A 13493-nucleotide genomic window follows, 5' to 3' on the forward strand; every position below is an offset into this window, starting at 1 on the left:
CCATGTACCGCTTTTTCGAGCAGCTCAGTTCCCGCATCGTCGCGCCGTTCATGGGCGAATCCTCGCGCAACAGCAAAGTCTGGCCGTGCCGCTGCGGCCAGTCGCTGTTCTTTCGCAACAGCCAGTGCCTGGCCTGCAACGCGGCGCTGGGTTATCAACCGGAGCACAGTCGGCTGACGTCGCTGCAACCGGGGCCGCAAGAGGGCACCTGGACGCTGGACGTCGATCCCGAGGCCGGGCTGTTCCGACGCTGCGCCAACCTCGACACCCCGGCGGCCTGCAACTGGCTGCTGCCCGCCAACGATCACGACACCCTGTGCGCGGCCTGCGATCTGAATCGCACCATTCCCGATCTGTCCGTCCCGGAAAACCCCGAACGCTGGCGCAAAGTAGAGATCGCCAAGCGGCGACTGGTGGCGCAACTGATCAGCCTCGGCCTGCCGGTCGTCCCGAAAACCGTGGACGAAGCCACCGGCCTGGCCTTCGATTTCATCGGCGTCGATCTGGAGGGCAACGCGCCCATGACCGGCCACGCCAACGGCCTGATCACCCTCGACATTGAAGAGGCCGACGACGCCCACCGCGAGCGGGTCCGGGCGCAGATGCATGAACCCTATCGCACGCTGCTCGGGCATTTTCGCCATGAGGTCGGGCACTACTACTGGGATCGCCTGATCGACAACGGCCCGTGGCTCGGTTCATTCCGCAATCTGTTCGGCGATGAGCGCGCCAGTTATGCCGAGGCGCTGGAGCGGCATTATCAACGGGGCGCACCGGCGGATTGGTCGCAGCACTACGTCAGCGCCTACGCCACCATGCACCCGTGGGAAGATTGGGCGGAGACCTGGGCGCATTACCTGCACATGATGGACGCGGTGGACACGGCGCTCGGTTTCGGCATGAGCGCCCGGGAGATGGACCTCGACTATCAGCCGTTTCCGTCAAGCACGCTGTACGACCCCGAACATCCCGGCGGTGCAGCGTTCCTGTCCTTCGTCAACGCATGGATCGAACTGGCGGGCATGCTCAACGAACTGTCGCGCAGCATGGGCCAGCCGGATTTCTATCCGTTCGTGCTGCCGCCGGCGGCGATTGCCAAGCTGCACTTCATTCATCTGGTGATCCAGCAAGAGGGCGGCCGCGCCGACGAGGTGCTGCAGGCGCAATAGCAAGTGCTTGAAGCCCTTCATATTTTTTATCTGCAACCAGCGGTTGTAACTTCGTCTCAGATAGGTACAATGGCGCGGCTCGCCGACAGGCGAGTGTCGTTATGGTGACCCTATCGGTCCCCCCGCAACGATTACCCGTGAACCTGGTCAGAGCCGGAAGGCAGCAGCCACAGCGGGAACATTGTGTGCCGGGGTGTGGCTGGTAGGGTTACCACCTTAACGAACATCGAACGATGTCAAACAGAACTGCATGGGTTTCGCCCACTGCGGTTTTTTTATGCCTGCGATTTGTTGGTTCGTACCCAAACCTCCTGCTCTCGAGTGCGCCGACACGGGGTAATCATTTCCCCTGCAATCGCGCATACTCGCAGCCACCGAAATAAATGAAGAGTTTGGCCAGGATCGACCTTGCAAGGTCTGCGCCCTGGCCGCGAGGTTTTATGCTCCCGGAACATTCCGATCTATCCAGCCCTGGGTTCTTGCCCGTCACGGATGAAACCTGCGCGAACCTGTTGCAGGCGGGTGGCGCCAAAGCCCTCGAAAGCCTCACCGATCCGGAATTGGCGGCGGTGCTGGTCATCCAGAATCTGGTGCAAACGAAAGAGCAGGATCTCGGCGCCGTGGCGGCAGAGAAAATTCTGGCCAAACTCTTGTCATGGGCTGCCGAAAAACGACAGTCAGCGACTGCTGGTCTGCTGTCGGAAGCGCAGCGATTGTTCGACCCGCGCAAACTGTATTTCGGCCTGAAGGTCCTGAACCCTCTGAACCTGCGTTTTCTGCTGGCTGAAGAAATATCGGCACGCGACTACCTATTGCCCGATGGCCAGTGGGACTTCGAATACAAAGTCCGGCGCCATCGCAGCCATGACCCGTTCAGCCAGCCGATAGTGACGCCCCGTTACCGCGAGCGCTGGTTGAGCCCGGCGCAGGACAAACTGGTCAGGACCTTCCGCGCCAATCTGGACGAAGACCTGCACGTTCAAGGCTATGCGGGGATCGGCAAAAGCCATCTGCTGGTCGCCTTGCTGGAGCACCTGCGCCCGGAAAAGACCCTGCTGCTGGCGCGCACCCCGGCCAAGCTGGAAGTCCTTCGCCAGCGCATGGTGGGACCGAGCGAGAAGAAGGCCGGCAAGACTTTCCTGGCGTTTGCCCAGTCGCTGATGCTCGGTCGCAGGCCCCAGGCGGAGGGGGCTCGAATCCCGACCCGGCAGGCGCTGGCGCAGGAGCTGAATATCTTCGGTTTTCGCCACCACGACGGGCAGGCGACCCTTGAACTCTGTCTCAAAGTAATCGAGCGCTACTGCCGCTTCCGCGATCACACTTTTTCGGCGAAGCATCTGCCACATTTCAACCAGCCGCTCTCCAGCGTCGATGCTCAGGTGTTGCTGGAGTATTCGAGCCGGGTGTGGGGCTACCTCGAACTCAACCCGGCGTGGGGCAGCCAGACCGGCTTCGAAGCGCTGCTGATGATCAAGCGCGCCTGCATCGCTGGCTGCGTGGTGCCGGCGCGCTACACGCACGTACTGATCGACGAGAGCCAGGACATTCCCGGCTCGCTGTTGCAGATCATCGAGCGCGGTCGTCAGGTGCTGATCACCCTCGGCGACGAGTACCAGCAGGCTAGCGGCGTTCCGGTCAAACGGCACCGTGAGGTTCGCCAAAGCGATATCAGCTATTCCGTGCGTTCGGGTCGCAACGTCGAACGGCTGGTCAACCCGCTGATCGCCCGGCACTCGCAGAAGGGCAAGATTCCGTTCGAAGGCGCCAGTGACGCCGATGTTGTTATTAAGGAATACCCGGAAGGTTTCGTACCGTCCGAGGGTTGCGTGGTGCTGACGGCATCGCCGTGGGACAGCATGATCTGGGCCATCCACCTGCACGATTCCAACTGCAAGTTCAGATTCCCGGACAAGCGCACTCAGGATGAACTCAAGCATTTCATGGCCACCGCCATCGAACTGTTCAAACCTGACTTCTACCGTTCCGAATTCAGCGAAAACGGTGTGCATCCGTACTTCAGCGACCTGCTTGACTGGCAGGCCGTGTGCGATGCCAATCAGTTCGACGAGTCGTTTCTGCGGGTCAAGGCCAAGCTGGAAAACGGCTTCATGATTGCCGACCTGACACGCCTGAACCGAATGATCGACAACGCCGGCAACGGCTGCCTGCTGATGCTGGCGGAAGAGGCGGGGGGCATGGAGTTCGACAAGGTCCTGCTGACACCAGGGCTGCTGACCAACGAGAAATTCAAGGATGCCTACGCGTTCGATCAGCGGATCTGCGCCGTGTATATCGCCATCTCCCGCGCCAGGCTGAAGCTTTACGTGCCGTACGATGTGGTTGCGTGGGGCGAGTATCACGAGTACCAGCAGTTTCGTGATACGGCGGGGCATTGAGGGGCTGGGTTACGGCTCGTCGCCCGACCCACCGGTATACAACCGGATAATGTCATCAATCTCCCCCGATATTTTCATCCGCAGCAACGTCCTCAATATCCGCTGCACCGGCACATTCGGGTCGTTGCGCACATAGCAGCCGACCTTCTGCTCCTGCAACACTGCCACCGCTTGCAGTTGCTGCCCCGGCAGCAGGCGCTGGTTGAACCAGTCCAGGGTCCATTGATTGCTCACGGCGTAGCGATAGCGGCCGGCCAGCAGTTTGTCCAGAACCTGCTCCTGATTGCGCGCGTCTTCGCGCCAGAGTCGGTCGGCGTCGAATATCGGTTGCAGTGTGGGGTAGCTGTAGCCGAGCACGGTGCCGATCGACTGGCGGGGCAGGTGGGCCGGATCGGCGGTGGGTGGTTGGTCCTGACGGCTGATCAGCAGGTCGCGCTGGAAGAACAGCGGGATGCTCCAGATGTAATCCCCGGAGAGGTTCGGCAGCCAGGATTGTGCGGCATAGCAGCGCACGTCGACTTCGCCGTGTTCCATGGCGTTCTGCACCCGGGCGCGGGGCAGGACGTGAAATTGTGCTGGCACGCCGACCTGGGTCGCCAGGCTGAGCATCATGTCGTAGAGGATGCCCTGGGTCGGGCGGCCGCGTTCGATCTGCACCATCGGCATCGCCCAGCTGTCGGCAACGACGAAGCGCAGCGGCGGTTGCGACGCCATTGCGCTCAGGCTCAATCCCAGTAATGCCCCCACGGCCCACCGCATAAACGCTCCGGTAATTCCCGATCCCGAGCCGACAAAAGCCCTCGCTCATGCAGCTTAGCCAGAATAGACGAGCACACCGGATGCAATTTTGGCCTTGCTCCGCTAGCATTAGCCGCTTCTGCTTCCTTTGCCGCGACGGTTTTCGATGAGTTATCAGGTTCTTGCACGTAAATGGCGTCCGCGCTCGTTCCGCGAAATGGTCGGCCAGACCCATGTGCTCAAGGCTCTGATCAATGCCTTGGACAGCCAGCGCCTGCACCACGCCTACCTGTTCACGGGTACGCGGGGCGTCGGCAAGACCACGATTGCGCGGATCATCGCCAAATGCCTGAACTGTGAAACAGGTATCACTTCAAGCCCGTGCGGCGAGTGTTCGGTGTGCCGCGAGATCGATGAAGGCCGTTTCGTCGACCTGATCGAGATCGACGCCGCGAGCCGGACCAAGGTCGAGGACACCCGCGAGCTGCTCGACAACGTGCAGTACGCCCCGAGCCGCGGGCGCTTCAAGGTCTACCTGATCGACGAAGTGCACATGCTCTCCAGCCATTCCTTCAATGCGCTGCTGAAAACCCTCGAAGAGCCGCCGCCCTACGTCAAGTTCATCCTGGCGACCACCGACCCGCAGAAACTTCCGGCAACGATTTTGTCGCGATGCCTGCAGTTCTCGCTGAAGAACATGACGCCTGAGCGGGTGGTCGAGCATTTGACCCACGTTCTGGGCGCCGAAAACGTACCGTTCGAAGACGACGCACTGTGGCTGCTCGGCCGCGCGGCCGACGGTTCGATGCGTGACGCCATGAGCCTGACCGACCAGGCCATCGCCTTCGGTGAAGGCAAGGTGTTGGCCGCCGACGTGCGGGCGATGCTCGGTACGCTGGATCACGGCCAGGTTTACGACGTGCTGCATGCGCTGATCGAAGGCGACGCCAAGGCGTTGCTCGAAGCCGTGCGTCATCTGGCCGAACAGGGCCCGGACTGGAACGGCGTGCTCTCGGAAATTCTCAACGTGCTGCACCGCGTCGCCATCGCCCAGGCCTTGCCGGAAGGTGTCGACAACGGCCACGGCGACCGTGACCGGGTGCTGGCGCTGGCCCAGGCGTTGCCGGCCGAAGACGTGCAGTTCTACTACCAGATGGGCCTGATCGGTCGCCGCGACTTGCCGCTGGCGCCGGACCCGCGAGGCGGTTTCGAAATGGTGCTGTTGCGGATGCTGGCCTTCCGGCCGGCAGACACGGCGGACGCCCCGAGGCAACCGCTAAAGCCAGTGGGGATCAGCCAGGCCACAGTTGATTCCGCAAACTCAGTGGCTGCCGCGCCGAAACCTGCGCCGGTAGTTGCTGCGGCTGTTGCGCCCGCGCCAGCGCCGGTGGTTGCACCTGCGCCGGCTCCCGAGCCTGCACCGGTTGCCCCGGTGATTGCGCCTGAACCCGTTCCTGAGCCAGAGCCCGAACCGGTCGCTGTCGAGGAAGTCGTCGATCTGCCGTGGAATGACCCGGTAGAACCGGCGCCTGTGCAGCAGCCAGCGGTCGAGCCGGTGCTGGAAACCACCGCCGAGCAGCCGGATTTGCCGCCCATGCCGCTGCCGACCCCGGACAGCGTCGTGCCGGACGCCCCGGAGTGGGCCGCCGCGCCGATTCCCGAGCCGTCAGTAGCCGACGTCGATGCCGCCACGCCGGGCATGGACATGGACGACGAGCCGCCGCTCGACGAGGACTACATCGAGCCGGACATGGATTCGGCCTACAGTTACCTCGACGATCTGGCCAGCGAACACGCCGCAGAACCGGCCCCCGAACCCGAGCCGGAACCTGCCGCCGCGCCGGCCACCGGTCTGGCCCTGCAATGGCTGGAGCTGTTCCCGCAACTGCCGATCTCCGGCATGACCGGCAGCATCGCCGCCAACTGCACGCTGATCGCGGTCGATGGCGACAACTGGCTGATGCACCTGGACCCGGCCCACAGCGCCTTGTTCAACGCCACCCAGCAGCGTCGTCTGAACGATGCGCTGAACCAGTTCCACGGGCGCACGCTGACCCTGACCATCGAGCTGATCAAGCCCGAGCAGGAAACCCCGGCCCAGGCCGCGTCCCGGCGCCGTGCCAACCGTCAGCGCGAGGCGGAGGAATCGATTCACGGCGATCCGTTCATCCAGCAGATGGTCCAGCAGTTCGGTGCGGTCGTGCGACACGATACTATTGAACCTGTCGACGCCCTGGTCAGTCAGGGCTAATAACTGAGGGCGTCCGGCTTGTATGGCCGGGCGCTGTTTTGATCCAAGTACTTTTGAGGTGATTCCCATGATGAAAGGTGGCATGGCCGGCCTGATGAAGCAGGCGCAGCAGATGCAGGAAAAAATGGCCAAGATGCAGGAAGAACTGGCCAACGCCGAAGTCACCGGCAAAGCCGGTGGCGATCTGGTCACCGTGGTGATGACTGGTCGTCATGACGTGAAGAAAGTCAGCATCGACCCGAGCGTACTGCCGGGCCTGGACGAAGACGACCGTGAAGTGGTCGAGGATCTGGTGGCTGCAGCCGTCAACGCCGCCGTGCGTCAGATCGAAGCCAACAGCCAGGCAAAAATGGGCAGCATGACCGCTGGCATGAACCTGCCGGCCGGTATGAAACTGCCGTTCTGATTCGCCTTTGCGGGTTGGATGAGCTACAAAAAATGCCAGGCATCGCGCCTGGCATTTTTGTTTCCGGCTGACGAAACATCGAACGCGCAATAGCTGCAACGGTCTGCTCCCTATACCGCCGAATTCATCATTCAAAGGAGACGCTGACATGTCCGACCCTCTGACCCTCAATCAACGCTTCGTGCTGGCCTCGCGGCCGGTGGGCGCGCCAACACCCGAGAACTTCCGTCTGGAGCGCGAGGCGCTGCCGGACCTTGAAGACGGCCAGGTGTTGCTCAAGACCCTGTACCTGTCGCTCGACCCCTACATGCGCGGGCGCATGAGTGACGCGCCGTCCTACGCGGCGCCGGTACAAATCGGCGAGGTCATGACCGGTGGGGCTGTCAGCCGGATCGAACAGTCGCGTCATCCGAAATTCCACCCCGGCGATCTGGTCGTCGGTGCCACCGGTTGGCAAAGCCACAGCATCAGCGATGGCCGCAACATCATCCCGATCCCGTCCGGCCTGCCGAGCCCGTCGATGGCGCTTGGCGTGCTGGGCATGCCCGGCATGACCGCGTACATGGGCCTGATGGACATCGGCCAGCCGAAAGAGGGCGAAACCCTGGTGGTTGCGGCTGCTTCCGGCGCAGTGGGTTCAGTGGTCGGCCAGGTGGCGAAGATCAAAGGCCTGCGCGCCGTTGGCGTGGCCGGCGGTGCCGAGAAGTGCAAATACGTGGTCGAAGAACTGGGCTTCGACGCCTGTATCGATCACAAGGCGCCGGACTTAGCCGAGCAACTGGCCAAGGCCTGTCCCAATGGCATCGACATCTATTACGAAAACGTCGGTGGCCATGTTTTCGATGCGGTCGTGCCGCTGCTCAATCCCAAGGCGCGGATCCCGCTGTGCGGCCTGATCGCCGGCTACAACGCCTCGGAAGCACCGAAAGGCCCGGATCGTCTGCCTGCACTACAGCGCACCTTGCTGACCAAGCGCGTACGGATTCAGGGCTTCATCGTGTTCGACGACTACGGCGACCGTCAGCCGGAATTCATTAGCGCCATGGTGCCGTGGGTGCGCGATGGCAAGGTGAAATTCCGCGAGGACGTGGTGGATGGCCTGGAGCAGGCGCCGCAAGCGTTTATCGGGCTGCTGGAGGGGCGCAACTTCGGCAAACTGGTGGTGAAGGTCGCCCAGGACTGAGGATTTGACGCTGGCCGGAGGCGCGGGTATAAACCGCGTCTCGTTGTTTTGTCGGACTTTTTCCCCATGAGCTTCAGCCCTTTGATTCGCCAACTGATCGACGCCCTGCGAACTTTGCCGGGTGTGGGTCAGAAAACTGCCCAGCGTATGGCGTTGCAGTTGCTCGAACGTGACCGCAGCGGCGGCACGCGCCTGGCCCAGGCCTTGAGCCAGGCCATGGAAGGGGTCGGACACTGCCGCCAGTGCCGCACGCTGACCGAAGACGATCTGTGCCCGCAATGCGCCGACACCCGTCGCGACGACACGTTGCTGTGCGTGGTGGAAGGGCCAATGGATGTCTACGCGGTCGAGCAGACCGGCTTCCGTGGTCGCTATTTCGTGCTCAAGGGCCACCTGTCACCGCTGGACGGTCTCGGCCCGGAAGCCATCGGCATTCCGCAATTGATGGCGCGGATCGAAGAGGCGGGCACCTTCACCGAAGTCATCCTCGCCACCAACCCGACCGTGGAAGGTGAAGCGACGGCCCACTACATCGCCCAGTTGCTGCAAAACAAAGGCCTGATCGCCTCGCGCATCGCTCACGGCGTGCCGTTGGGTGGCGAACTGGAGTTGGTGGACGGCGGCACGCTGGCTCACTCGTTTGCCGGGCGCAAGCCGATTTCCCTCTGAGCCACACAATCCTGTTGAAAACCAAGCAAGCGCTCGGTTAAGTTCGGCGAACCCTTCCATGGAGTTCGCCGATGCCCGCCTTCCAGGAATACTTCGACCCCAGCCACCAAATGGTCCGCGACAGCGTCAGACGTTTCGTCGAACGCGAGATCCTGCCGGACATCGATGCGTGGGAAGAAGCCGAAAGCTTCCCCCGTGAGCTGTACCTCAAGGCCGGTGCGGCCGGCATCCTCGGCATCGGTTACCCCGAAGCGCTGGGCGGCAGTCATGAAGGTGACCTGTTCGCCAAGATCGCCGCCAGTGAAGAGCTGATGCGTTGCGGCTCCGGTGGGCTGGTGGCCGGGCTCGGCTCGCTCGACATCGGTTTGCCGCCGATCGTCAAATGGGCCCGGCCCGAAGTGCGTGACCGTGTCGTCCCCCAAGTGCTCAGCGGCGAGAAGATCAGCGCCTTGGCCGTCACCGAACCGGGCGGCGGCTCCGACGTCGCCAACCTGCAGACCCGCGCCATACGCGACGGCGATTATTACCGGGTCAGCGGCAGCAAAACCTTCATCACCAGTGGCGTACGCGCCGACTACTACACTGTCGTGGTGCGCACCGGTGCGCCCGGTTTTGGCGGCATCAGCCTGTTGTTGATCGAGAAGAGTACGCCCGGTTTCACCGTCGGCCGGCAACTGAAGAAAATGGGTTGGTGGGCGTCGGACACGGCTGAATTGTTCTTCGACGATTGCCGGGTGCCTGTAGGAAACCTGATCGGCGCTGAAAACATGGGTTTTGCCTGCATCATGGGCAACTTCCAGAGCGAACGTCTGGCCTTGGCGTTGATGGCCAACATGACCGCGCAACTGGCGCTGGAGGAAAGCCTGAAATGGGCGAAGGAACGTGAAGCGTTCGGCAAACCCATTGGCAAGTTCCAGGTGATCAAGCATCGCCTCGCGGAAATGGCCACGGCGCTGGAAGTCTCGCGGGAGTTCACCTACCGGCAGGCGGCGAAGATGGCGGCGGGGCAGAGCGTGATCAAGGAGATTTCCATGGCCAAGAACTTTGCCACGGACACTTCGGACCGCATCACCAATGAAGCGGTGCAGATTCTTGGCGGGTTGGGTTATATGCGCGAAAGCCTGGTGGAGCGGCTGTACCGGGATAACCGCATCTTGTCGATCGGCGGCGGGACGCGGGAAGTGATGAACGAGATCATCAGCAAGCAGATGGGGCTTTAGATTTGATCGCTCCCACGCAGAGCGTGGGAGCGATCGGAAGCGCGGGGCTGCTTACTTGTCAGTCAACGCAAACTGCGTCAGGCAGAACGTCGGAATCCCCATGTCCTCAAGACGCTGCGAACCACCCAGCTCCGGCAGATCGATGATCGCCGCGGCTTCATGAACGCGGGCGCCCATGCGGCGGATCAGGTTGGCCGCTGCGATCAGCGTGCCACCGGTGGCGATCAGGTCATCGAACATCACCACCGAGTCGCCTTCGCACAGGCTGTCGGCGTGCACTTCGAGGAACGCTTCGCCGTACTCGGTTGCGTAACCTTCGGCCAGCACGTCCGCCGGCAGTTTGCCTTGCTTGCGGAACAGCACCAGCGGCTTGTTCAACTGATAGGCCAGTACCGAACCGATCAGGAAACCACGCGCATCCATCGCGCCGATGTGGGTGAAGTCGGCTTCCACATAGCGGTGGGCGAAGCTGTCCATCACCAGGCGCAGGGCCTTGGGCGACTGGAACAGCGGGGTGATGTCGCGAAAGATCACGCCCGGTTTCGGGAAGTCGATCACGGGGCGGATCAGGGATTTGATGTCGAAGGAGTCGAAGACCATCGTCGAGGTGTCCTGGCAGGGCTGCAAACGGCGCAGTATACCCGCGGCTGAAACGATACGCTCGGCCGCGGGTCGAGATCAGACTTCGAGCGAGCCGCCGGCCAGGGCGCAGAGCTGGATCGGGTCGAGGATATGGATTTCCTTGCCCTCGGCTGCGATCAGTTCGTTCTGCTGGAAGCGGGTGAAGACCCGGGACACGGTTTCCACCGCCAGCCCCAGATAGTTGCCGATTTCATTGCGCGACATGCTCAGGCGGAACTGGTTGGCCGAGAACCCGCGAGCGCGGAAACGTGCCGACAGGTTGACCAGGAACGTGGCGATGCGCTCGTCGGCGGTTTTCTTCGACAGCAGCAACATCATTTGCTGGTCGTCGCGGATTTCGCGGCTCATCACGCGCATCAACTGACGGCGCAGCTGCGGCAATTGCAGGGCCAGTTCGTCGAGGCGTTCGAACGGAATCTCGCAGACCGAAGTGGTTTCCAGCGCCTGGGCGGAAACCGGGTGTTTCTCGGTGTCCATGCCGGAAAGGCCGACCAGTTCGCTCGGCAGGTGGAAGCCGGTCAGTTGTTCTTCGCCGGTGTCGCTCAGGCTGAAGGTCTTGAGGGCGCCGGAGCGTACTGCATAAACGGAATCGAAGGTGTCGCCCTGGCGGAACAGGAACTCACCCTTTTTCAGCGGGCGACCACGTTTAACGATTTCGTCCAGCGCATCCATGTCTTCCAGATTCAGCGAAAGTGGCAGGCAGAGAGGGGCCAGGCTGCAATCCTTGCAATTAGCCTGGTTGTGAGCGCGCAGTTTAACTGGCTCGGACATTTCTTAAATCCTTGTGGGAAAACACACATAAGGCGTAAGGGTAACCCAGCGGAGGACATTCAGGCCAGCCTGTGGCGAGATTGCCCCCACGGCATAAAGCCGCAGGGATGACGGCCGATAACCAGGTATCTGACGGCATGCAAGGAACCGCTTCGATGACTGCTATAGGTACGCTGACCCCCGGTAACAGTGGCGTTGCGTCGTTGCTGGAAAGTGCTGAAACCTCCGTTGACGATGAGTCCGGCACAGATGCGGCATCATTGGGAAGCCCGACCTTGGTCGAGGGCGTCAAAGTGTCGCTGTCCGGTGCCGCCATTGCTAAATCCGCCGGTGCCGGCGGGAAAAACCGCGATATCGAAGAAAGCGGTTTGCCTGAAAACGTCCAGCAATTGCTGAAGATGATTCGCAAGTTGCGCCAGCAGATCGCCGAAAAGAACGCCCAGATCAACGCGCTGATGGCCAACAAGACCCTTTCCAACGAAGAGCGGTTCGCCAAGATCGCTGCCCTCAAAGGCGCCATCTCCGCCCTCAACAACGGTCTTATCACCGCCAACCTGTCTCTGGCCAAGGTCATCGACCAATCGGGCCTGACCGCTGACCAGAACCTGAAAACCAACTCGCTGCTGATGAAGAGCTAAATCACCCGCGAAAAACGCTGGCGGTTCTGCTGTTCCAGATACGCGTCGAACACCATGCACACCGAGCGCACCAGCAGGCGCCCGGCCGGTAGCACGGTGATGCGCTCGCGATCCAGTTCGATCAGCCCGTCCTGCGCCATGCCCTGCAATTGTGGCCAGAGCGCGCCGAAGTAACCCTGAAAATCGATGTTGAAACTGCGCTCGATCTCGGCGAAGTCCAGGCTGAAATTGCAGATCAGTTGCTGAATCACCGCGCGGCGCAAGCGATCGTCAGCGTTGCACACCAGGCCCCGGCTGGTGGCGAGTTGCGCGCCGGCGAGGGTGTTCTGGTAGTGATTGAGATCGCTGCTGTTCTGGCAGTACAGATCGCCGATCTGGCTGATGGCCGACACGCCCAGACCGATCAGGTCGCAATGACCGTGGGTGGTGTAGCCCTGGAAATTGCGTTGCAGGGTCGATTCTTCCTGGGCAATCGCCAGTTCATCGTCGGGCAGGGCGAAGTGGTCCATGCCGATGTAACGGTAGCCGGCGGCGGTCAGTTGTTCGATGGTGCGTTGCAGCATTTCCAGCTTCTGCGCCGGGCTCGGCAGTTCGTTGCCGTTGATCCGCCGCTGCGGCATGAAGCGTTCCGGCAGGTGCGCGTAGTTGAACACCGAGAGCCGGTCCGGTTGCAGGCTGATGACTTCCTCGACGGTACGGGCGAAATTGTCCGGAGTCTGCTTTGGCAGGCCGTAGATCAAGTCGATGTTGATCGAGCGAAATTGCAGGGTGCGTGCCGCGTCGATCACCGCGCGGGTTTCTTCCAGGCTTTGCAGGCGATTGACTGCCCGTTGCACCGCCGGGTCGAGATCCTGCAGGCCGATGCTGACCCGGTTGAAACCAAGTTCGCGCAGCAGGCCCATGGTCGACCAGTCGGCTTCGCGCGGGTCGATCTCGATGCCGTAGTCGCCGGAGTCATCGTCCAGCAGATTGAAATGTTTGCGCAGGTGCGCCATCAGTTGCCGCAATTCATCGTGGCTGAGAAAGGTCGGGGTGCCACCGCCAAAATGCAGTTGCTCGACTTTCTGCGCCGGGTCGAGGTGGCAGGCGATCAGCTGGATTTCCTGCTCGAGCCGTTGCAGATAAGGCAGGGCGCGGCCACGATCCTTGGTGATGACCTTGTTGCAGGCGCAGTAGTAGCAAATGTTCGCGCAGAACGGCACGTGCACGTACAGCGACAACGGGCGCAGGGCCTTGCGGCTGTCGCGCAGGGCGTGGAACAGGTCGAAGGTGCCGACCTGACTGTGAAATTGCACGGCCGTCGGGTACGAGGTGTAGCGCGGCCCCGCCAGGTCGTAGCGGCGGATCAAATCGGTGTCCCAACGAATGGCGTCGAGCATGCGGGCATTCCCCCGGATAGGCTGGCAGTGT

At 61.9% G+C, this 13493-nt stretch carries 12 protein-coding genes and 1 other RNA gene; 9 read left to right on the forward strand and 4 right to left on the reverse strand.

The annotated features are described in order from the left end of the window. Positions 1 to 2 precede the first annotated feature (2 nt). From M5G18_RS10655 to M5G18_RS10665, 3 genes are all read left to right on the forward strand, one after another. A complete protein-coding gene (locus M5G18_RS10655) occupies positions 3 to 1169 on the forward strand; it encodes a zinc-binding metallopeptidase family protein (protein WP_273898386.1) in 1167 nt (388 codons plus the stop codon). A 111-nt stretch (positions 1170 to 1280) separates the two neighbouring features. Next, positions 1281 to 1377, forward strand: an RNA gene (gene ffs / locus M5G18_RS10660) — signal recognition particle sRNA small type. Positions 1378 to 1609: 232 nt separating this feature from the next. Further along, positions 1610 to 3565 carry a hypothetical protein gene (locus M5G18_RS10665; protein ID WP_273898387.1) on the forward strand — a complete coding sequence of 652 codons (1956 nt, stop codon included), beginning with the start codon at positions 1610 to 1612 and terminating at the stop codon, positions 3563 to 3565. A gap of 9 nt (positions 3566 to 3574) precedes the next feature. Here M5G18_RS10665 and M5G18_RS10670 read toward each other — a convergent pair whose 3' ends face one another. Beyond that, positions 3575 to 4324 (reverse strand): substrate-binding periplasmic protein, encoded by a 750-nt coding sequence (locus tag M5G18_RS10670; RefSeq protein ID WP_273898388.1) that lies wholly within the window; start codon positions 4322 to 4324, stop codon positions 3575 to 3577. 145 nt (positions 4325 to 4469) lie between these two features. On the opposite strand from M5G18_RS10670, the gene dnaX reads away from it, so the two are divergent. The 5 genes from dnaX (at position 4470) to M5G18_RS10695 (ending at position 10032) form a co-directional block, all read left to right on the forward strand. Next, entirely contained in the window at positions 4470 to 6554 is a 2085-nt protein-coding gene (dnaX, locus tag M5G18_RS10675) for a DNA polymerase III subunit gamma/tau (protein ID WP_127797422.1), read from the forward strand. Between the two features lie 67 nt (positions 6555 to 6621). After that, complete coding sequence (locus tag M5G18_RS10680) at positions 6622 to 6960, forward strand: YbaB/EbfC family nucleoid-associated protein (protein WP_007951650.1); 339 nt, start codon at positions 6622 to 6624, stop codon at positions 6958 to 6960. Between the two features lie 148 nt (positions 6961 to 7108). After that, positions 7109 to 8143, forward strand: a complete 1035-nt coding sequence (locus tag M5G18_RS10685) for an NADP-dependent oxidoreductase (protein ID WP_273898389.1) — start codon at positions 7109 to 7111, stop codon at positions 8141 to 8143. A 66-nt stretch (positions 8144 to 8209) separates the two neighbouring features. Further along, the gene (gene recR, locus M5G18_RS10690) at positions 8210 to 8812 is read left to right on the forward strand and encodes a recombination mediator RecR (RefSeq protein WP_007951652.1); all 603 of its coding nucleotides are present in this window, start codon (positions 8210 to 8212) and stop codon (positions 8810 to 8812) included. Positions 8813 to 8883: 71 nt separating this feature from the next. After that, positions 8884 to 10032 carry an acyl-CoA dehydrogenase family protein gene (locus M5G18_RS10695; RefSeq protein ID WP_273898390.1) on the forward strand — a complete coding sequence of 383 codons (1149 nt, stop codon included), beginning with the start codon at positions 8884 to 8886 and terminating at the stop codon, positions 10030 to 10032. 51 nt (positions 10033 to 10083) lie between these two features. Here the strand turns inward: M5G18_RS10695 and M5G18_RS10700 are convergent, their stop codons facing one another. Both M5G18_RS10700 and fnr read right to left on the reverse strand, forming a co-directional pair. After that, positions 10084 to 10632, reverse strand: a complete 549-nt coding sequence (locus M5G18_RS10700; RefSeq protein WP_003223345.1) for an adenine phosphoribosyltransferase — start codon at positions 10630 to 10632, stop codon at positions 10084 to 10086. Between the two features lie 78 nt (positions 10633 to 10710). Further along, positions 10711 to 11445, reverse strand: coding sequence for a fumarate/nitrate reduction transcriptional regulator Fnr (gene fnr, locus M5G18_RS10705; RefSeq protein ID WP_007951654.1), 735 nt, complete (start codon positions 11443 to 11445; stop codon positions 10711 to 10713). Between the two features lie 155 nt (positions 11446 to 11600). Here fnr and M5G18_RS10710 point away from each other — a divergent pair, with 155 nt between their 5' ends. Then, positions 11601 to 12083 (forward strand): hypothetical protein, encoded by a 483-nt coding sequence (locus M5G18_RS10710; RefSeq protein WP_273898391.1) that lies wholly within the window; start codon positions 11601 to 11603, stop codon positions 12081 to 12083. Here M5G18_RS10710 and hemN read toward each other — a convergent pair. Continuing rightward, positions 12080 to 13462 carry an oxygen-independent coproporphyrinogen III oxidase gene (gene hemN / locus M5G18_RS10715; RefSeq protein WP_011333280.1) on the reverse strand — a complete coding sequence of 461 codons (1383 nt, stop codon included), beginning with the start codon at positions 13460 to 13462 and terminating at the stop codon, positions 12080 to 12082. The two genes, M5G18_RS10710 and hemN, sit on opposite strands and share 4 nt — an antisense overlap. Positions 13463 to 13493: the final 31 nt, after the last annotated feature.

The sequence above is a fragment of the Pseudomonas aphyarum genome (assembly GCF_028657055.1).
Lineage (GTDB): Bacteria > Pseudomonadota > Gammaproteobacteria > Pseudomonadales > Pseudomonadaceae > Aquipseudomonas > Aquipseudomonas aphyarum.